This window comes from Nostoc sp. MS1, from assembly GCF_019976755.1.
Lineage (GTDB): Bacteria > Cyanobacteriota > Cyanobacteriia > Cyanobacteriales > Nostocaceae > Trichormus.
In genome coordinates this window covers 2,121,494-2,142,430 of sequence record NZ_AP023441.1, presented here as the reverse complement: position 1 = coordinate 2,142,430, position 20,937 = coordinate 2,121,494, and the positions used below count along the sequence as shown (strand labels likewise).

The window sequence follows — 20,937 nt, the reverse complement described above, 5'->3', positions numbered from 1 at the left end:
CCTTAACATCATTATTGTTAAAGTGTGTAATACATACAACTAAAAGTTAATTACATGCAAGCAAATTTTCGTAGATAAAATCAGCTAGTCTTGTGCCAGAAACATAAGCTGCATCTGCATCCCATTGAAAATGAACCCCAAGATAAACCCGGCTACGTCCATTTTCTAAAGCTGCGGCTGAAAAGCTATTGAATGTGCGTGTAATTCTAATACCATTATTACCTCTGGCTGAAGGATCTTCAGTAGTTGCTGTAAAGGTAACATTGTCTGTATCAAAAAAAATTACGCAAAATACTAGCGTGTAATATAGCACCTGTACGAGAAATTGGCCCAGGAGCGCCACCATTATCACGAATTAACTGTAAACATACATTATTCCAATTAATAACTTGGTCTAGCATAAATATTTCTTTCCTTTGTCTTGTGTGTCCAAGCGTTTCATCAACCTTGGTGTGTTGGGAAGGGCTGATTGATTAAATTGCCCGAATAGTAACAAGATTATTTGGGCTTCAGTAGTACCCTTGAGGGTACTCTTTGGAAAGAGTTCTTACCTCAAGGCTTGGGTTGATATTTGTAGGTACTATATGAACAGGATAAAAATCCTTACCTTGTTTATTTGTGATGTAAAAGTATGTCTTACTCAAAAAGAACATTGAATTATCCACTAGCACGTAAGAGTGAACAAGTTGATGATTACCACGGTAATTTAATAGCAGATCCTTATCGTTGGTTAGAAGACCCAGACTCAGAGGAAACTAAAGCTTGGATTGAAGCAGAAAATCAAATTACTTTTGCTTATCTAGGTGAGATTTCTGTAAGAGAAAAAATTCAGCAGCGTCTTACCAAACTTTGGGACTATGAAAAATATGGTATTCCCTTTAAGGAAGGGGAAAATTATTTTTATTTTAAAAATGATGGATTGCAAAATCAAAGTGTTCTTTATACTTTAAAATCACTTGATGGTGAACCACGAGTCTTACTTGACCCTAACAAACTTTCAGACGATGGTACTGTTGCCCTTTCGGGTTTAGCGATTAGTGATAATGGTAAATTGTTGGCTTATGGTTTATCTACTTCTGGTTCTGATTGGCAAGAATGGAAAGTTCTTGATATAGAAACTGGTGAAAATTTATCAGATCATCTCAATTGGATTAAATTTTCTGGTGCATCTTGGACAAGTGATAACCAAGGTTTTTTCTACAGTCGTTATGATGAGCCAAATGTAGCGACTAAGTTAGAAGATGTCAACTATTATCAAAAGCTTTATTATCATCGATTGGGAACACCTCAATCCGAAGATATATTAATTTACCAGCGCCTTGACCAAAAAGAATGGGGTTTTAATGGTGGTGTAACTGAGGACGGCCGCTATTTGATCATTTCAGTTTGGTTAGGCACTGATTCCAGAAATCTAGTTTTCTACAAAGATTTAACTCAACCTGATGCTGAAGTTGTAGAACTAATTAGTCAGTTTGAAGCCAATTACAATTTTATTGATCATGATGAAACTGTATTTTATTTCCGCACTGATTTAGATGCGCCAAGGGGTAGAGTAATTGCCATTGATATTGTAAAACCAGATAAGGAAGCATGGCGAGAAATTATTCCTCAAGCTGAAGCAACATTAGAAGGTGTGAGTGTTTTAAATAATCAGTTGATTGGGGATTATTTACAAGATGCTCACTCGCAAATCAAAATATTTGACCTCAATGGTACATTCATTCGGGAAGTAGAATTGCCGGGGCTGGGTTCTGTGAGTGGCTTTGATGGTAAACGTTATGACACAGAAACTTTTTACAGCTTCACTAGTTTTACAACACCAGGAACTATTTATCGCTACAACTTGATAACCGGAAAAAATGAACTTTTTAGACAACCAAAAGTTGATTTTAATCCTGAAGATTACGAAACTAAACAAGTATTTTATGCAGGTAAAGACGGTACACAAGTACCTATGTTTATTACACACAAAAAGGGTATTGAATTAAATGGCAATAACCCTACTTATCTCTATGCTTATGGAGGTTTTAATATTTCTCTCACACCGACCTTTTCTGTAAGTAATTTGGTATGGATGGAAATGGGTGGTGTTTATGTGATGGCTAATTTACGCGGTGGTGGAGAGTATGGTGAAGAATGGCATCAAGCAGGGATGAAGGATAAGAAGCAAAATGTTTTTGATGATTTTATTGCTGCTGCTGAATGGCTAATTGCTAATAATTATACAAAACCTGCAAAACTTGCGATCGCTGGCGGTAGCAATGGCGGTTTATTAGTTGGTGCTTGCATAACTCAGCGTCCTGATTTATTCGGTGCAGCTTTACCAGCCGTGGGAGTTATGGATATGTTGCGATTCCACAAATTTACCATCGGTTGGGCTTGGACTGCTGAATATGGTTCATCAGAAAACCCAGAGGAGTTTCCCGCACTCTATGCTTATTCACCACTGCATAATCTCAAACCAGGTACAGCTTACCCAGCTACTTTAATTACTACCGCAGATCACGACGATCGCGTCGTTCCCGCCCATAGTTTCAAATTCGCCGCAGCTTTGCAAGCAGCACACAATGGCAATGCACCAGTGTTAATTAGAATTGAAACTAAAGCTGGACATGGTGCAGGTAAACCTACTGCTAAAATTATCGAAGAAGCCGCAGATAAATGGGCTTTTTTAGTGCGGACTTTGGATGTTGAAGTGTAGTTAAAAGGGGATAGAAAACAGGTGATAGCTTGCTTGTCTAAGTTGCCTCTCACCTGTTCTCTTTTAAAGTTTAAATTAATACTAATAACAGCCATATTTGAGTACAAGTTATGGTTATGCTGGCATTAAGCTTTTGATACAAGCGCGTACCCAAACCAAATACTCAAATTGTTTGCTTTATCTACATGAATCTGATTAACTTTGAATTTATATTTGACTTTATTTTGCCGCAATTGCTACAGGCAACCTTATTGAGCATAGTAATTGCATTGATAGTTGGTAGTATTGTTGGTTTCATTGTAGGCGCGATCGCCCGAAGTAAAAAGAATACCATTATCCCCAGCATACTTGGTTCCTGTTTAGGTACATTACTGGCGATGATACCAATTCTTGCTTCTCCTTATACTTATGATACTAGTACATATACAGCTACTATTTGGTTACTTCTATCGATCATAACGCTGATTCCAGCAGGTTCTATTATTGGCGCTGTGGTAGGTGGGATTTATAGACTCCAGCTTGCTCCCTACTTCAAACAAAAATTTATAATTATCTGGTTGATTGCCATCTACAGCGTTACGGTGGTTTCAATTTATATCAGCCTAGCACCACTGCCTTTTCAGTTTGTGAAATCTACTGGGCAGGAGCGAGATATTCTGCCCACCATTGGTAAAATTATTGGTTATAAACAGAAGTTTGGTTCATACTATAAAAGAATCAGTGATTTAGCATTTACTCATGATGGGAAGAAATTGGTAATTGCTAATTCTACTGCTATTAGAGTTTGGCAGATAGATACGGGTAAATTACTCTACACTTTCCCCTACTCCTCTGGTGATTCTTCAATTTTTAAGACTTCAATAGATGCGCTTGCTATTAGTCACGATAATAAAACTATAGCAACATCTGCACAAGAAGAAATTCAAATTAGAGAACTAGAAACAAACAAAATCATTAAAAGGTTAGAAGGTTCTAGATATGCCAAATTTAGTCCTGATGGTAAATACCTAATTGGCTTTCAAAGAAATAAAAACTATTATATGAATGTAGGAATCTGGGAAATTAGCAGTGGGAAGTTGCTGTATACTATCCCCACTCAAATACAGAGTTCCCCATCATACACTCCTGTAGATATTACCCCAAATGGTGAAACCCTAGTAATTGCACCAAGAGGGGACAGTAATTTAATAGAATTTCGGAAACTTAATACAGGGAAAAAGCTCGAATCTTTTGGCGGAGATACACCCAGACTTGTTACTACTTTAGCAATTGCACCTGATGGAAAAACCCTAATTACTGCTCAAAACGCCAATTTGCAAATATGGGATCTAAAAACTAAAAAGGTATTAAGAACTATTCCTAATGTTAGAGATGTCAAAGACTTATTAATTAGTCCTGATAATCAAACGCTCATCAGTAATGGTGATTCTTTAAACGTTTGGCAACTTAGCACTGGTAAACAATTAGTAAGTAGGAGAAATGAGAAGGAATTTTTATTTAGTAAATTAGCACTCAGCCCTGATGGTAAAACATTAGCGGCTAGTGATGAAGAAGGGGTGAGGTTGTGGAAATTGGGTAATTAGTCATTAATCAACAGTCCATAGTAATTCTTCTCCCTTGTCTCCCTCATCTCCCTCATCTCCCTCACTCCCCACCTAGAATTTGTTTGATGATGAGAACTGATGTTACTCCAATCATGGCTATCAGTGTTAAACGTCCCCCTGGAACTAAGATTTGCTGAAGGTGATTTGATTGGCGTTGTTTCCAAGTCATCAAGGCTGGGATGATTCCACCTAAGATAGAAATGCTGAAAGTGCCAGCGAAATCTAGTGCTGTGAAGAAAATGTGGGTATTTACCGCACCTAAACTCATAGGAGGTAAGAGAATTAGGGAATAAAGCGATAAACGTTTATTCGGTTCGCCTGGGGAGAGGACAAAAATATCTTCGAAGAAATCGAGTAAGCCGTAAACAAAGCCAATAAATGATGTAGCGATCGCAAATTCGGAGAAGATAGACACCAATACCCCTAACCATTCTCCCGCACCACCAGCCCGGAGAATTTGCAATGGATCAAAATTCACATCATTTTGTATTACATCTGGGCTGACACTACCTAAAATTACAGCATTCCAAGCCAAAAACATAACCAGGGGAATTGCTGAACCCAAGAAAATAGACTGGCGAATCTTGCGACTATCTCCTTCTAGTTGAGTGACTACTACAGGCACAACGTTATGGTAAAAAAGTGCTACCAACATAACAGATACAGCACTTCCCACTGCACTCCAATTTTGAACTAAAAACTGTCCGCTTTTAACTTGCCCTGCGCCTAACAATAGCAACCCAAAGAATGACGTAATCACAATGGCAACAAAAGCACTATTTAATTTTTCGACAAACTTTTCTCGTCCAAAATATAAGATGCTGCCAAATAACAGCGTAAAAACTGTTCCACCCAGCCATGTAGGCGTTGCGGATATCCCCCATACTTGGGCAAATGCAGAGATTAAAATATCTCCGCCTTGGGTGACATAAGCCACTAATAAAGCATAATGTAAAAACAAATACGCCCCACCAGCAATTCTCGCTCCTAGTTTACCAAGGGTACGTTCTACCATTGCCAATAAGCCAACACTCAAACGCCCCTCTAGACGAATTGAGTTTAAGCTGACTTCTGCAATTAACAGTCCTGAGATTAAGGCGTATAACCAAATAGCTATCAGTAATACAGTAGATGGCACAATCCCAGAAGGCATTGTCACCGCAGGTAATGCCAGAATACCAGCACCAACGGTTGTCCCAGCAATTAATGCCGTACTACCTAACACGCTACCTGGTTGATGGGTTAATTTGTTACCCTCGATTTCGAGACGAGAAAACAAGCGTGGTTCTGGTTGGTCAATCATGCTAATACTTCGGCTACGCTCAGTACAAGTTTGTAATTCGTAATTAAGAAAGTTGAGTTTTGTTAATTTAAGTAAATATTGTAGCAAACTCGGAGAATATGCGGTATTTAGCGTGTTAATTGACTAATTACCAATTACCAATGACAAAATTGCGTTAAATCGACGTTTCCCCCACTGATAATTACACCAACTCTCTTCCCTGGTGCGGTGATGATACCTTCAATTAAAGCGGCGGTTGCTAATACTCCAGTGGGTTCAACGACAATTTTCATGCGTTCCCAGAGGAAAAACATGGTGTTAATAATTGCTTCCTCTGAGACTGTCACCATATCATCAACGTGTTGTAAGACCAGAGGAAAGGTAATTTTCCCAAGATAGGGAGTACGCGCACCATCGGCGATTGTATTAGGATTTGTGACGGTTTGGAGAGTTTGGGTGTAGAAAGAACGGGTGGCATCATCGGCTAGTGCTGGTTCTACGCCAATGACGCGCACATTAGGTAAAAGGGCTTTAGCTGCGATCGCACAACCGGAAATTAATCCCCCACCGCCACAACAAACTAACAGTAAGTCTAATTCTCCGACTTCTTGCACTAGTTCTAAAGCGGCTGTACCTTGTCCAGCAATTACATGCGGATGATCGTAGGGAGGAATTAGAGTTAAGGCGCGATCGCTTGCCAGATTTTGGGCTAGTTCTTCACGATTGGTTTGTTGCCTGTTGTATAAAATTATCTCTGCACCGTAGCTTTTGGTGGCTGTTTGCTTGACTGTTGGTGCATCATCAGGCATGACAACAGTTGTCGGGATGTTGAGTAACTTACCTGCTAAGGCGATCGCTTGTCCATGATTTCCTGATGAGAAAGTCAGCACACCTTTGTCTTTTTGCGCTGGTGATAGCTGTGCCAGTGCATTATACGCACCCCTAAATTTAAAAGCCCCAGTGCGTTGAAAATTCTCACATTTGAAGAATACCTCGCTGTGAGTGCGATCGTTCACAGTCTGAGAAGTCAATACAGGCGTGCGATGGGCAATATCTGTAAGGCGCTGTTGAGCAGTTTGTATATCATTTATGCTGACGGTGTTAGATGGTGACATTAATAGCATTGTGAAACATATTGCTATTTATTCTCAACCTAAAGAGTATTCATGCCAATCGCCTACAGGTTGGTAGCCAATATTTTGGTAAATGTGGTTAGCAGTAGGGTTAGCTAAATCAGTAAACAAAAAACAGAATTGATGTCCTTTGTTGAGTAAAGATTGACTCAACGCCGCTACACTAGCGCTGGCATAACCCCGACGGCGGTACTCTGGTGGAGTGTATACCATATTTATGCGTACACCATTAGGTGTTAAGCTACCGCTACAGGTAATAGATACAGGACTTTCATCTTGCCATAAGTAGGCTCTACCTTTTTGTAAAATCCACATAGCCCACTGTTGTGCATCCAATACAGTTTCATGAAGGGCTTCTAAGTAAAAATCTTGATACCATCTTACTAAAAGCTCTTTATCTTCTTGTACAGCTTGGCGTAAATAACCTCTAGCGGAGGGGATTTGCTGAACTTTTTCTAGTTGAAAAGCTCGTAATGCTACCTTTAGTTGATAAGTTTGATTAGTTAATGAAGACCAAGCTAAAGCAAAGTTTTCTGATTCGTATTTAGGGGCGGTTACTCCTGGCAATGATGGAAATACAGAATGTACATCTTGAGTTAATAATGGAATAGCTGTTATATCTTGAAATTGCGATAATAATAAATTTCGCGGTGGCGTTCTCATCGCCACGCCTATAATGTTATCCTCTTTCTCTACAGTTACTAAATAAGGTGTTTCTAGGAATCTTTCTGGATTATGAATCAAGCCATCACAGATTCCTAGTAATAAATTATGTAATGCTTCCTGCTTCAATAAGTAATCTTTTACTCTTTGATAAAACTGACCTGTATCTGTAAATTTATAAACTTTCATCTCCGGTTTCATCGTTCTCAAAAGTGTTTTATCAGGTTATTTTTTGGTAATCATGTTCATTCTCAATACTAGACATAGCGTTGAGTAAATTCATACATTAAATCCACTCTCCCCTTTCTTAACATTGCCGGATCTAATCTTTCTGTGGTGTTGCAAGTCATCAACACAACTAAACGCTGCTTGAGATGAATCCCAGCTTCATCAATGACACTTTGGTATAGTGTTCCATCTAATAAACTTAAAATATGCTCTGTTTTGTTGCTATATTGAGCTACTTCTGAAGCACGATTTTGTGCTAAATTATCCGCCTCATTGATAATAATGCAAATTCGTTCTAAATAGGTTGGTGGGACAAAGTTAGTAATAGCATCGTGATCTAAAATAAAAATCACATATCCTAAAGGTACAAGAATTTCTTTGGCTACAGCTTGTGTCCAGGCAGTTTTTCCTGTTCCCGGTTCTCCGTGGACTACAACTGCTAGCTGATTTTGATTGAGAATAGCTTGCTGTACTGTATCAGTAAAACTTTGAATATCTGCGGGAAAAGTGCGGATGGGAAATTGACTAAAAACTTTTCCCACACGGCTTTGATAACCACTCAGCATCACAGCTAAATCTTGAGTGGCTTTGTTAACTAATGGCGATAAATTTCTCGACATGATAGTATATTGTCGCCGTCCGCGATCGTAAGTTTCAGCTTGTAGCCAAACATCGTGTTGTGACCAATAAGCGTAAACTGTATTGATAACGTCTATACGTTCCCAATTAATAAACTTTTCTACAGGATAATAAAAATCTCTTTCTGAATGATATTGAGTAATGATATTGGGACGATCTAATAATGCTAAGAGACGCAAGACAGTAATTTCTTGCAATCTATTGAGAACATAATCAATAGGAATACTATTGCGGCTAACAAATTGTAGTATAGGCGTTTCTGTACTTAAAACGTCCTTATATCGATGGTCTGGTGATTGTGGATCAGGAGTTATATAATTCCAATATTTTTCGATTTCGTAGCGTGTATTTTCCGATACTAAACTTAATACATTAGCCCACCACGTATAATTTTTCCTACCCAAAATTTCAGTAAGATTACTAGCAACATTTAAGGATTTTTGCGTTAATTCTCTTGTATCACTATGTAATAGTTGCCATAAAAAGCCCCAGTCTAAGTCTCGGTTCAATGGTCGCCAACCACTAGCTAGTAAATTTTGCCGATTTTGATTATTATGATTATTATCATTGCTTCTAAAGTAATCAAATTCCATATTGCTTTAAATAGTAGGTAGGTTCTATTTATTTTAAAAATTGCTCGACTCTATTGAATTAAAATATACTGGTATATAAATAAAAATAAGTTGCTTGCTCGTAGTGGCACGAATACCAAAGCTCAAAGCTTAAATAAGCGTATTGGTTACACAGGTGATACGGTAAGGTGAATTGATTAAATCCATTAATTGGATATTTTATCTCACTAATTGTTTGGTAGTGATTATTTCCTGCTGACATCGTGTATTTTTAATGAAAAATGAAAAAATTCTAGAGATTCTCAGTGTTGATTTTTCTGGTTATGCTCACTAGTATTGAATGGCAAAGTTGGTAAATATTCTACTGGATTGGATATTTACCTCTTTTGGTGTGAGGCGATCGCAGATCAGGGATAGACTAAATAAACTGGCATGAAATGTAAAAGCCAATCAAAACTTTAAATCTTAAGCTTTTCACTGCTTTCCCTGAATAGTAGTGATTATCATCATTTGCATGTAGTTAAATTGTATTACGAGTACTACAAAAGGTCAATAAGTAATCATCTTTTATCAAAGCGGCTGACTGTGAAGCTACAATTCAGTACTTCAGGTAATATTTAGTATAAGTTAGGTAGTGTTATTACTGCTAAGGATGTAGCTTTAATTTATATGAGAATCAATAACACTAAGGATGGCACAGTGAAGCAGGATTTTGTATAACAAGTTATCATGAAGTTAGCAGGAAATATTTCTGTAGGTTTGCGTATAATCAATCCGTAGATATATGACCGACTGACTAAAATAAAGTTCTTGTACCTGCCTACCAGTTCGATACAAGTGTCTAAATTAGCCACAGCACAATATAAGCCAGCCTCAAAAGTTAGCTCTAGCCTGTTCTGGTTATGGATATTTTGCCTGTTTGTACAAGAATGAACAGAAATTTCAATGGCATCCCTGGAGAAGAAATGTATCTTACAAATTTACTAATAAGTGAGGAAAACAAGCAATACTCTCAGCAGCCTTTAGTTTTGGCTGTTGAGGATCATGATGACAGTCTATTGCTTATTAGTTATACGCTTGAGTCACTTGGCTGTAGATACATATGCCAAAAAGACAGTTTTGCAACTGTACTGGTGGCAAAAGAGTACCAACCTGATCTAATTATGTTGGATATTTTACTACCAGGCCTAAATGGGCTTGAGGTTGTACGTCAGCTTAAAGAACAACCTTTAACTAAACATATTCCCGTAGTGGCTGTCACAGCTTTAGCTGGTCAAAAAGATAAACAAACAATTATGAGTGCAGGTTTTGATGATTACATCTGCAAACCATACTTGATTGAGGAATTAGAAGCAGTAATAAATAAAATCTTGTGTGATAAATTTGATTTACATTCAGCTTATCAACTATGTTCAGACTAGAGAGTCTGTTTCTGGTTTATGTTATTAATTTATGGCAGCTAGTCATTTTAAGCTACGATATTCCCAAGGATTGACAAATTTAGGATCTCCCCAAATCCCTAATTTTTGTTGTTGGGCTTTAGCCTCAGCTTGCTGCACTATCTCTTTGCTAGGACATCTGTTTAAATAAGGACGGTAGACTTTAGCTAAACCTTCCTGTATTAATATTTGTTGTACAAGAGTACCATCTTTCAGCCGTACCTCAGCAACCTTACGCCCATAACGATCGCTATCAGTAATATTTAAGGTAACGCGATCGCCTGCTTGTTTCACCAATTCTTGCACCCGTGCTTGTGCTTTCTCACCCCAACTAAATTGATCGCGATCTCTAGAGCGTTTACTTTGCTTCTCTTTATTAGTATGAGCAATTTCTGGTGCATCTACACAAGCAAACCGGACAGTAACCTTATTCCCCTCATTATCCTTAACAACTAGAGTATCACCGTCACTAACTCGTTCTACCAAATCCCCAGTCGCACCAAAAAAGCGCTCACAACCCATCAAACATAATAAAATCATTCCTACACTGACGGAAATCAGTAATTTTTTAATCAAGCTATTCATTTCATCCTTATGTCATTATTCAGTGCTGAGTAGAGAGTGCTGAGTTATGAGTAGAGAGTAGAGAGTACTGAGTTATAAATCTCCCTCATCCTCCTCATCTCCCTCATCTCCCAATACGGTTCGGTTAAAGGGGAAAGGCGAAGGGGAAAAGGGAAGAAAAAACCTTTAACCCTTACCCTTTAACCTTTTCCCTAAACCAATTATTAGTTCAAAATGCTTATCCGAACCGTATTGCCTCATCTCCCTCATCTCCCTTTTAACGTTCCACTTCAGCCACTTCCTTGGGAACTCCAGCCGTTAACACCTCATGTCCTGTAGGTGTTACCAATACATCATCTTCAATGCGAATACCAATCCCCACCCAACGCGGGTCTGTTGCTGGTTGGTCTTCTGCTAACTTTGTATCTGGGACAATATACAATCCAGGTTCTACTGTTAAAACTTGCCCTGGTTGTAAAATCTGCGGTTTATCCTCACCGTGTTGATAAACGCCTACATCATGCACATCCAAACCTAGCCAGTGACTAGTACGGTGCATATAGTAAGGCTTATATTTTTCTTCCTCAATTATCTTATCTACTTCACCCTGGAGAATACCTAGTTCTACTAAACCTTCTGTGATAACGCGCACGGCTGTATCATGTACAGCTTTAAAGGTGTTACCTGGTTTTACTTGAGCGATCGCTTGTTTTTGCGCTTCAAGTACAATTTCATATAGTGTTTTCTGTTCTGGCGTAAACTTACCACTGACTGGAAATGTGCGGGTAATATCTGAGTTGTAATAATCGTAGGCACAACCAGCATCAATTAGTAGTAAATCTCCATCCTGCATCTTTCGGGTATTTTCGATGTAGTGGAGAACGCAAGCATTCGCACCAGAAGCCACAATTGAGGGATAAGCAGGCCCCATTGCACCCCGCAGCCGGAATATATGTTCAATTTCCGCCTGCACTTCGTACTCAAAACGTCCTGGTGCGGCGAACTGCATGGCGCGGTTGTGTGCTTCGGTGGCGATCGCTGCTGCTTGACGCATGTGTGCTAACTCTGATTCACTTTTAATTAGCCTCATGCCATGTAGGATGGTGCTGGTATCTTCTATGGCTATTGGCCCCGTTCCGCGTCTGGGATATGTTCGCAGCAGTTTTTGATAATGGCTGAGAATAGTATCGTTAAAATTGCGATCGCGTCCTAAATGGTAATAAAGGCGATCGGCTTTTTCTAGATACTGGGGTAATTTTTCATCTAATTCAGATATGGGGTAAGCTTCATCTGCACCGTAAATTTCTTTAGCTGCATCTACCCCACAGACATAACCACTCCAAACCTCTTTTTCCCGATCCTTGGGTTGGACAAACAATATAAACCGATGTTCTTGATGATGTGGTGCTAACACAGCCACAGCTTGCGGTTCGTTAAAACCAGTCAAATAGAAAAAGTCGCTGTCTTGACGATAAGCATATTCCACATCATTGTGCATCACTGCCATTGGCGCACTACGAAAAATGGCTGTTCCATTCCCGATTTTTGCCATTAATTGCTCACGACGCTGCCGATATTCTGTCTGCATAAGTATTCTTTTAATTTTATCGTATTATTTTACACTTTTTGACAATAATGAATCGTCATTTCACCATCTTTCAATAGCAGATATTTTAAGTATTTTAGCAAGAATAAATTGAAGAATGACCAGGGTAATTTCACAAGTATTAGATTAACTCTTAATTAGTCAAGAAATATTGATGTACATTTCCCTAATAAGTAAATCACGATTTTTCACAGCAAAAATCATTTACAGCAGTTTGCAAGTAAATGAGATACAAAAAGCAAGATATTTAGCTTTCAAAAGTTGAAAACTTCTGCCGCAAAACCCATAGCCTTGTGCTGCAAGCAGAATATCACTACTGTATATAGCAATTCCCAAGCACATGAAATACCCCCACCCGCGCTATCGCGCACCCTCACGCCACTTGCTACAACGGGGGGAATCCCACGCCAGTTTGCTCAAGTCGGGAAACCCGCCCACGCAACTGGCTCCACAACGCAGTGGCTCCCCTTGCCAAGGGCAGGGGTGATTTTGTACCTAACCAGAATAGGAAACGCTATATTATGGACTTGTCTGTTCTTGGAAAACATTTTTATTAATAAATAATAGGAAAATTTATTCTAATTGTCTTGGCAAATTGACATATGAATAAACAGAAAAATATTTTTATGATTGTTCATTCTAATCTTGTGTTTTTCTAAAAAATCACTAAAATAAGCTCAAAACAAATATATGCAAATCTTGATATTTTTAGAAAAATCAAAGTGATAAAAGCCTAATATTCTAATTTAGAAAATGTTATTAACTAACAGAAGCAGAGGATTGATATAAGCTAAAACTTTGAAGAGAAGAAGTTTAAGAAAATCATCATGCCAGACACAAACAGCCAGTCCAGAACAGACGCATTTGGTTTATCTTTGCAAAAAACAAACTCTTTATTATCATCTCTTTCAACGGAACTTTCCACCCCAAGCTTTACTACTAATACTAGTAGTAGTTATTCATCAATCACCTCTGATTTACCAATACAAATTCCTGGAGTAAGTCAGAATCCTAATCCTAATCCTTACTTAACCAGCGCCGCAATTTCACCTGATTTTAACGGCGATGGTAAAGCAGATAAAGTTTGGGTAAATACTCAAACAGGTGAAATTAGAATTAGGTTAATGGATGGAGCAAACACTTTAGAAGAAGCTTCTCTAGGACAGTATGACCTCAACAGTTGGTCTTATAAAATTGCTGACTTTAACAGTGATGGTAAGACAGACTTCCTGTTGCGGAATAACAACACAGGTGAAAATGATATTGCCTTAATGGATGGAACTAAAGTTTCTAGCTTTGTGAAGTTAGATACAGTTGATCCAGGTTGGACTCCCAGCATTGGCGATTTTAATGGCGATCGCAAGACTGATATTTTCTGGCATAATGCCAGCACTGGTCAAAATGCTATATGGACAATGGATGGTACAACCGTTGTTAGCGCTAACGTTTTAGATACTACAGATGCCGCCTTCACTCCTACCATCGTTGATTTCGATGGAAACGGTAAGAGTGATGTTTTCTGGAGAAATACAACCACTGGTGAAAATAAGGCTTGGTTCATGGATGGCGCACAAGCCACTGAGTATGATCTCCAATCACAAGACGCTGCTTGGACTTACACCCTTGGCGATTTCAACGGTGATTTCAAAACAGATATTCTCTGGCGCAATGCTAGCACCGGTGAGAACAAGATTTGGACAATGAATGGTATCCTCACCAGCGAAAGTACATTAAATAATCAGGGTTCTGATTGGACTGCCAACATCGGCGACTTCAACGGTGACGGCAAGACCGATATCCTCTGGCACAATACTACAAGTGGTGCGAATACTGCTTGGTTGATGGATGGAGGCAACGTTAGCAGTGAAGCCTTCCTCGCCAGCAATGGTGCAGCTTCTACTCCAAACCTTGGCGATTACAACGGTGATGGTAAGACTGATATTTACTGGCGTGATCAGACAACTGGTACAGACACTCTCTGGACTATGGATGGAACAAGAGCCAGCGAAACTCAGATTGCCAATCCTCTGACTCCAGAGTGGTACACTGCTTAGAAAGTAGGGAGTAGGGAGTAGGGAGTGGGGAGTGGGAAGACAAGGGGGATAATATTCCCCATCCTCCATCCCTAACTTCTCATCCCTAGCCCTAGTCTTAAATCAAAACTTATAACTTAAAACTTGAATCGTACTACTATCAGGCAAATTGCCAGAAGTAATATTAATACTGTCATTATTACTACGACGCACAGTTACGCCCTGCATTAAAGACAGAAATTCGTCTAGCGGGGCGATGTCGCAAGCGGCAGGATCAGCAGCTTGTGTGCGGTAATGGGTGGGAACTATAAGTTTGGGATTTAATATCTCAATGGCTTGCTTGGCCTCTTGAGCATTGTAAGCTTTATCGCTACCACCTACGGGGATGAATAAGACATCAGGTCGCCCCATGAGGATTTTTTGCTCAATAGAAATAGGTGCAGCCGCCCCACCCAAATGGAGGATGTTCACCCCGCCTTGTGTCCATTTCCAAGCCGTATTCATGCCAAACCGTTTGCCACCCTTGCGATCGTGGGCGATCGCAATTCCTTGAAGTTTTATACCTTTAAATTCATAAACTCCGGGTTCATAGACAAGTCGAGGATTACTTGGTAATCCTTCAACTGCCCCTTCATCTAACAATTGACTACTAATTAATACTAAATCTGCTGTAACTTTTGGTGGACGGTAACGCGCTGTACAGCCAATTGTGCGGAAGGGATTGACAAGAATCCTCGCCCCACCACCAGTAAATAGGAAACTGGTATGACCCAACCATTGCACCCCTAAACCGCTAGATTGGGCATCAGCCGGGAGATGGGAACCAAGGTTAGAGACAAAAGCTGTGGCTAATCCCGCCCCAGCATAGCCTAGCAACTGTCGTCTTTTCATTAACTAATCTCGTAACTCTGTAACTGTTGGAGAAAATTTCGCAGTAACTGCTTTCCTGAAGATGTGAGAACACTCTCTGGATGAAATTGGACTCCTTGAATGTGCGGATAGTTCCGGTGTCTCACTCCCATAATCGTACCATCATCCACCCAAGCAGTAATTTCTAACACTTCGGGACAGGTCTGGCGGTCAATTACTAGACTGTGATATCTGGTGGCAATCATTGGATTTTCTAATCCTTGAAACACCCCGACCCCAGTATGAGTTACCTGAGAAGTTTTGCCGTGCATTAACTCTGGAGCAGAGACAATATTACCACCAAACACCTGACCAATACTCTGGTGTCCTAAACATACGCCTAGAATTGGTAAGTTAGTGCCGAGTTGGGCAATTAATTTTAAAGATATGCCTGCATCCTCTGGACGACCAGGCCCAGGAGAAATGACGATCGCATCAGGATTTAGCGCCTGAATTTCCTCCAGCGTTATCTTATCGTTGCGAAAAACTCGTATATCCGATGCTATGGGAAACTCAGATGCCAGTTCCCCCAAATACTGCACCAGATTGTATGTAAAGCTGTCGTAATTATCAATAACTATAATCACCGCTTTTAGCTCCAGGTTACTATGCTCACCATGTTTAGTTTTCACTAGATTTGCATCTGTGTAAACGCTATCTGAGAAAAAGTAAACCAGGAGCCTAAAATTAAAATCTAGTAATTTTTACTCAGTATTGAAAGCCACCAGAAGATAGATTGATGTGAATATCTATCGCTAGGAGATGGTATAAGGCGGGATACGAAGGGCAGGATTAAGGAAGAGTTTTCTCATCGTTAACTTTTCTACACATATACTCCATCTTTCCCAGTCTTTTTACTGAGATTGTAAATCAATGTGAAGAAAAAAGCGATCGCAGTGCATTTACTAACTTCCTTAGTCCCCTAAAAATTAAAAAATATAAAATATGACCTTTACTACAGAACGTCGTAAATCCAACACCTTTTATGTCATTTTGATTGCGGGTGCTGCTGCTTTAGGTGGCTTTTTGTTTGGTTTTGATACCGCAGTGATCAACGGTGCAGTTGCGGCTTTATCCAAAACTTTTAATGCTAATAGTGTGCTGACTGGACTTGCTGTATCGCTGGCATTGTTAGGCTCTGCCATAGGAGCTTTTTATGCCGGGAAGATTGCCGATAGATATGGTCGAGTTAAGGCAATGCTAGTAGCTTCGGTGTTGTTTACTATCAGTGGCATTGGCTCTGGAATTGCCTTTACTATTTGGGACTTTATCTTTTGGCGACTATTAGGTGGGTTGGCGGTTGGTGCTGCTAGTGTGATTGCCCCAGCTTACATTGCCGAGTGTTCTCCGAGCAATTTACGCGGTAGGTTGGGATCTCTGCAACAACTAGCGATCGTTGTAGGAATTTTTATTTCCCTGCTTTGCGATTACTTTATTGCTGTGACAGCAGGTTCGGCGGAAGCACCATTTTTATTTGGCATTGCTGCTTGGCGGTGGATGTTTTGGACAGAAATTCCCCCAGCTGTACTGTATGGAATGGCCGCTTTAATGATTCCCGAATCTCCCCGCTACCTAGTTGCTCAAGGACGAGAACCAGAAGCAGCTAACGTTCTCTCTAAGATTCTTGGAGGTAACGTCATGGCAAAAATTGCCGAAATTCGCCAAACGGTAATGCGGGAACGTCAGCCTAAATTTTCTGACCTTTTAAGCAGAAGTGGCGGACTTCTGCCAATTGTTTGGGTGGGTATTGGTATATCTCTACTTCAGCAATTCGTTGGTATTAATGTCATTTTCTACTACAGCAGCGTTTTGTGGCGTGCAGTGGGCTTTTCAGAAAAGGATTCCCTAACAATTACAGTGATTACAGGGGGTGTAAATATTCTTACTACATTAATTGCGATCGCCTTTGTCGATAAATTTGGTCGCAAACCCCTGTTGATTTTAGGGTCAATAGGGATGACGTTGACCTTGGGAACAATGGCTTCTATGTTTAGCAGAGCTTCTGTTGATGCTGCTGGCAATCCTAGCCTAACCGGAAATGCAGGTATTTTCGCGCTGATTGCCGCCAACCTTTATGTATTTTGCTTCGGTTTCTCCTGGGGGCCAGTCACCTGGGTACTGTTAGGAGAAATGTTTAATAACCAGATTCGCGCTGCTGCACTTTCTGTTGCGGCTGCTATGCAATGGATAGCGAATTTTCTTGTTTCCACAACATTCCCTCCCATACTACAATATTTTGGCTTGGGTGCTGCCTACGGAATATATACAATTGCGGCGGCTATCTCACTCTTTTTCGTTCTTTTCTTTATTAGAGAAACCAAAGGTATTGAATTAGAGGATATGTAACCCCTAGTACGTAATACTCTACGGGGTCGCGCTAACGCTTGCGTGTCACAAAAAGAACTAGCTGCTTTAGGTTGACAATATAACTGTCAACCTTTAACAGCCTACAAGATATGATAAATATGTATAACTTAGATGTGTAACCACTTCTGTCTGTTAGTAAAAGTTGTACTTTTTGCTTTTTGTTAATTTTTACATTGTCATCTGCAACATAATCTATAGTTGTGATTAGGTTAATTAACCATAAATTAATTTTTGGTAAAGAAATTGCTAATTGACAAAAACGAAGTAGTTAAATGTCTTAGTATATTGATCTACCTTGGCTCAGATTTTGGCAAAACTGTTGTCCAAAACTGAATATACTTTCCTCATTAATTTATGTAAACAGGATAATTATATTTAATGCGTAGCGATAAAGAAATAACAACTTTTCAATTAGGTAAATTAACTTTACAAGACCAGCAATTTGAAAATACTGGCATAGTGTTAAATCTACCTAATATTCTTAATTTTAAGAGTAGTATTAATATTGCAAATGAAGAAGTTTCTAGTCAGAAACAGATAAGGCAGATTCTTTCAGGAATGGGCTTATTTAGTCTTCATGAAGACGATTGGGGCATTTTGATAGATTGTTTTAATAGTAATCTATCAGATTTAAAAAATGTTGCCGAAAAGATTATAGATACTTATGACGGCAATATCTCTGTCTTTCTAGAGTATCAACAGTTTTCTTAAAAGATTTTCTATAAATTATTAAATGCTTTTAAGCTCTATCAAAAGAATTTAGCATCTTCCCTTTTTTTAAGCTACAGGTACACAACTATGAAAGTAGTTGATGAATCTGGTATTACCTTTCTCTAACTCTCCCCTTTCTTAAGGCTACGGTGTACATACATCTCTATGTTGTAGGAGGATCAAAACGTTGTGGGAGTAGGTTGTCAGACTTGTGTGTACACCGTAGCTTTCTTAAGGGGAGGGAATTTAATTCTTCTATTTCCACACTTTGCAATGGGGAATGAAGGCAGTAAAACCCAAGTGTATGACAATTTGTGTGTACACCGTAGCTTTTTTAAAGGAATTTAGGGGGGTCAATTTGTGCGAGAAATCAGCTATTAGTTAACGTTAGCCTAAATTTCTGCGCCGGGTTTTGCTTCTGCACCCATTGGGGAAACGTAATCGCGGAAAAGAGTGATTTGCTGCTGAAATTCTAAACCTTTGATTCTTTCAAACAGTCGTTGAGATTCCGCAGAAAGTTTGTAGTCAGCAGGGAAAGAAACGATAGTGCCTTCATCCATACCTTGAGATAAACGATACCAGAATAGCAGCTTAGTGGTATCGCCAATTGAGCCATATTCACGGGTCAGTTGAGTATCTACATTGTTAATCAAGTCGCGTTGTAGTTGCAATTGCGCTTCGTGGTCTAATTCTTTGACTTGATTGAATAAACCTTCGGCAATTTCGGGAGAAACAGTACTAGCACCTGGAGCGGCTGGTGTAATGGAATGTCCCATTTCTTTGTAGACAAACCAGAACAAAGCTAGCTGTTCGTCTGCATCCAAATTCTGCCATGATTGGACGTATTCACGAATCGTTTGGTCACCTGTTTGTGTAAAAGTCATAATGATTGCGGTTGCTATTAATCAATGTCACTAGCAACCGTAACAAAGAGGCAATAGGTGTTTAACCCTACCCAAGACATAAGTAGCTCAACCGAAAAGAGGAATATAGGTAGGACTTACGCATGAAAACGAAGCATCAGGGTTTAGCCAAGGGTATAGAGGTACAAACCATAGATAACCTCAGTGCATAAGTCCTCATAAGGTAAAGTTTGGTTAATAGGTGAGATAGCAGTAGATGCTAATTGAAAGCAGTGTTAACATGAGTAAAATTTTGACCAGTAGCAGAATAGATGGCACGTATAAAGACGGGACAAAAGATTCCTCTTGATAAACTTCAGACAACTCTATCAGAACTAGAGAAGCTAGAAGAAAAAGCCAAAGATGAGTTATCGTTGCGGGAAAGTATTTATTTTCTACGCGAGAAATTACAATCGGCTTTGCAGAAAGGTTACAGTTATACAGATTTATCAGAGATACTTGCAAAGCAGGAAATCAAGATTTCCGCAGCTACGCTTAAGCAATACTTGAATGAGGTTGATAAGCAAAAATCTAATCGTCAGCGAGGAGGAACGTCACTTAAAGTTAAACAGACTGAGTTAGTACCTGAAAATGTACCAGCAGCAACCGAAAATGTAAAAGTCGTGAAAACGGCTGATAGCAATCAAAAAGAGCAATCAGTAACACGAGAGAAAAAGCCATCTGGGAGAGCAGGTAGAAGCACTAGGCGACGAACTACCAGTGAATCTCAACCAAAGGATGATATTGTAAATGAATTTAATCAATACTAGGTCTAAAAATAGAGAGGTGCAAATATGCCAAGAATCCATTTGATAGACGGAGAAAAGGGAGGAGTAGGAAAGTCTCTAGTAGCTAGAACAATGATTCAGTATTGTCTAGATAAGAATATGCCGTTTGTACCTGTAGAAACAGATAGGTCAAATCCAGATGTAGCTGGGGTGTACAAAGGGATATGTCAGTATGCAGTGTTTACAGAGGAAGAAAGACACGCTGATAAGGCAGATAAGATATTTGAAATAGCAATGAATAAGACAGTAATTGCTAATTTAGCCGCACAATCTCATAGAGCGGTTAAGGGATGGATTGAGAAAAACCATTTAATTGAACTGGGAGAAGCTCAAGGAGTAGATTTTTGTAAATGGTTTGTATCAACAGGAGGATATGACAGTCTAAATCTATTTAAGCAGTCTGTAAGTGCTTATGAGGGAAAAATTCCTCATGTGTTGGTGAGAAATTTAGGTTTATGCGATGACTGGGAACACGTAAACTCAGATGCCACAATACAAGAAATAGTAAAAAAATATAATATTAAGGCAATAGATTTTCCAAAACTGGCGTATAAAGAAAGAAATATAATAGACCAGCACAGATTATCTTTTGCGGATGCAAGAGAGTATAAGGAATTTGGGATTATTAGTAAACAGCGAGTAATCAATTTTCTTAAGCTTGCGTATTCGGCTTTTGAAAACGTTGGTATTTGGTATGAAGAAGTTAAGTGATGTAGAAGGTATAGCAGAAGGCAGAAGGCAGGAGGCAGGAGGGAAAGTCTTACTACTTCTAGCATTCAGGCTTTGGAAATGTCCT

20 protein-coding genes are annotated in these 20,937 nt (G+C 39.3%); 9 read left to right on the top strand and 11 right to left on the bottom strand.

Translation table 11 applies throughout. From position 1 onward, the window contains the following. Positions 1-46: 46 nt before the first annotated feature. Together NSMS1_RS09325 and NSMS1_RS35045 are read right to left on the bottom strand one after the other, a co-directional pair. Positions 47-313, bottom strand: coding sequence for a hypothetical protein (locus NSMS1_RS09325; RefSeq protein ID WP_224092702.1), 267 nt, complete (start codon positions 311-313; stop codon positions 47-49). Next, on the bottom strand, positions 273-401 hold the full coding sequence (locus NSMS1_RS35045) for a hypothetical protein (RefSeq protein WP_263432566.1): 129 nt from the start codon (positions 399-401) through the stop codon (positions 273-275). The genes NSMS1_RS09325 and NSMS1_RS35045 overlap by 41 nt, the downstream gene beginning before the upstream one ends. Before the next feature lie 230 nt (positions 402-631). On the opposite strand from NSMS1_RS35045, the gene NSMS1_RS09320 reads away from it, so the two are divergent. Further along, positions 632-2,701 (top strand): prolyl oligopeptidase family serine peptidase, encoded by a 2,070-nt coding sequence (locus NSMS1_RS09320; RefSeq protein WP_224092700.1) that lies wholly within the window; start codon positions 632-634, stop codon positions 2,699-2,701. Between the two features lie 185 nt (positions 2,702-2,886). Continuing rightward, entirely contained in the window at positions 2,887-4,284 is a 1,398-nt protein-coding gene (locus NSMS1_RS09315; protein ID WP_224092698.1) for a hypothetical protein, read from the top strand. A 61-nt stretch (positions 4,285-4,345) separates the two neighbouring features. On the opposite strand, the gene NSMS1_RS09310 is transcribed toward NSMS1_RS09315, so the two are convergent. From NSMS1_RS09310 to NSMS1_RS09295, 4 genes are all read right to left on the bottom strand, one after another. Next, a complete protein-coding gene (locus NSMS1_RS09310) occupies positions 4,346-5,608 on the bottom strand; it encodes an amino acid permease (protein ID WP_224092696.1) in 1,263 nt (420 codons plus the stop codon). A 134-nt stretch (positions 5,609-5,742) separates the two neighbouring features. After that, positions 5,743-6,702: a threo-3-hydroxy-L-aspartate ammonia-lyase gene (locus NSMS1_RS09305; RefSeq protein ID WP_224092694.1), complete on the bottom strand. Its 960-nt coding sequence runs from the start codon at positions 6,700-6,702 to the stop codon at positions 5,743-5,745. A 33-nt stretch (positions 6,703-6,735) separates the two neighbouring features. Then, the gene (locus NSMS1_RS09300) at positions 6,736-7,572 is read right to left on the bottom strand and encodes a GNAT family N-acetyltransferase (protein WP_224092692.1); all 837 of its coding nucleotides are present in this window, start codon (positions 7,570-7,572) and stop codon (positions 6,736-6,738) included. 68 nt (positions 7,573-7,640) lie between these two features. Then, a complete protein-coding gene (locus tag NSMS1_RS09295; protein ID WP_224092691.1) occupies positions 7,641-8,843 on the bottom strand; it encodes an AAA family ATPase in 1,203 nt (400 codons plus the stop codon). A 944-nt stretch (positions 8,844-9,787) separates the two neighbouring features. On the opposite strand from NSMS1_RS09295, the gene NSMS1_RS09290 reads away from it, so the two are divergent. Further along, positions 9,788-10,243 (top strand): response regulator, encoded by a 456-nt coding sequence (locus tag NSMS1_RS09290; RefSeq protein WP_224095181.1) that lies wholly within the window; start codon positions 9,788-9,790, stop codon positions 10,241-10,243. 42 nt (positions 10,244-10,285) lie between these two features. Here NSMS1_RS09290 and NSMS1_RS09285 read toward each other — a convergent pair whose 3' ends face one another. Both NSMS1_RS09285 and pepP read right to left on the bottom strand, forming a co-directional pair. Beyond that, entirely contained in the window at positions 10,286-10,846 is a 561-nt protein-coding gene (locus NSMS1_RS09285) for a thermonuclease family protein (RefSeq protein WP_224092690.1), read from the bottom strand. Between the two features lie 256 nt (positions 10,847-11,102). Continuing rightward, positions 11,103-12,413, bottom strand: coding sequence for a Xaa-Pro aminopeptidase (gene pepP, locus NSMS1_RS09280; RefSeq protein WP_224092689.1), 1,311 nt, complete (start codon positions 12,411-12,413; stop codon positions 11,103-11,105). 358 nt (positions 12,414-12,771) lie between these two features. On the opposite strand from pepP, the gene NSMS1_RS09275 reads away from it, so the two are divergent. Further along, positions 12,772-12,918 (top strand): hypothetical protein, encoded by a 147-nt coding sequence (locus NSMS1_RS09275; RefSeq protein WP_224092688.1) that lies wholly within the window; start codon positions 12,772-12,774, stop codon positions 12,916-12,918. A 340-nt stretch (positions 12,919-13,258) separates the two neighbouring features. Then, a complete protein-coding gene (locus NSMS1_RS09270) occupies positions 13,259-14,485 on the top strand; it encodes an FG-GAP repeat domain-containing protein (RefSeq protein WP_224092687.1) in 1,227 nt (408 codons plus the stop codon). Positions 14,486-14,587: 102 nt separating this feature from the next. Here NSMS1_RS09270 and NSMS1_RS09265 read toward each other — a convergent pair whose 3' ends face one another. After that, entirely contained in the window at positions 14,588-15,355 is a 768-nt protein-coding gene (locus NSMS1_RS09265; RefSeq protein ID WP_224092686.1) for an MBL fold metallo-hydrolase, read from the bottom strand. Continuing rightward, positions 15,355-15,960, bottom strand: a complete 606-nt coding sequence (locus NSMS1_RS09260; protein ID WP_224095180.1) for an anthranilate synthase component II — start codon at positions 15,958-15,960, stop codon at positions 15,355-15,357. The genes NSMS1_RS09265 and NSMS1_RS09260 overlap by 1 nt, the downstream gene beginning before the upstream one ends. Before the next feature lie 358 nt (positions 15,961-16,318). On the opposite strand from NSMS1_RS09260, the gene NSMS1_RS09255 reads away from it, so the two are divergent. Beyond that, on the top strand, positions 16,319-17,719 hold the full coding sequence (locus NSMS1_RS09255; RefSeq protein WP_224092684.1) for a sugar porter family MFS transporter: 1,401 nt from the start codon (positions 16,319-16,321) through the stop codon (positions 17,717-17,719). Positions 17,720-18,118: 399 nt separating this feature from the next. Beyond that, positions 18,119-18,451 carry a hypothetical protein gene (locus NSMS1_RS09250; protein ID WP_224092683.1) on the top strand — a complete coding sequence of 111 codons (333 nt, stop codon included), beginning with the start codon at positions 18,119-18,121 and terminating at the stop codon, positions 18,449-18,451. Between the two features lie 392 nt (positions 18,452-18,843). On the opposite strand, the gene NSMS1_RS09245 is transcribed toward NSMS1_RS09250, so the two are convergent. Beyond that, a complete protein-coding gene (locus NSMS1_RS09245; RefSeq protein ID WP_224092681.1) occupies positions 18,844-19,335 on the bottom strand; it encodes an orange carotenoid protein N-terminal domain-containing protein in 492 nt (163 codons plus the stop codon). 290 nt (positions 19,336-19,625) lie between these two features. Between NSMS1_RS09245 and NSMS1_RS09240 the strand changes: the two genes are divergently transcribed. Both NSMS1_RS09240 and NSMS1_RS09235 read left to right on the top strand, forming a co-directional pair. After that, the gene (locus tag NSMS1_RS09240; protein WP_224092680.1) at positions 19,626-20,123 is read left to right on the top strand and encodes a hypothetical protein; all 498 of its coding nucleotides are present in this window, start codon (positions 19,626-19,628) and stop codon (positions 20,121-20,123) included. A 24-nt stretch (positions 20,124-20,147) separates the two neighbouring features. Next, entirely contained in the window at positions 20,148-20,852 is a 705-nt protein-coding gene (locus NSMS1_RS09235; RefSeq protein WP_224092679.1) for a mobilization protein, read from the top strand. The last annotated feature ends 85 nt before the right edge of the window (positions 20,853-20,937 follow it).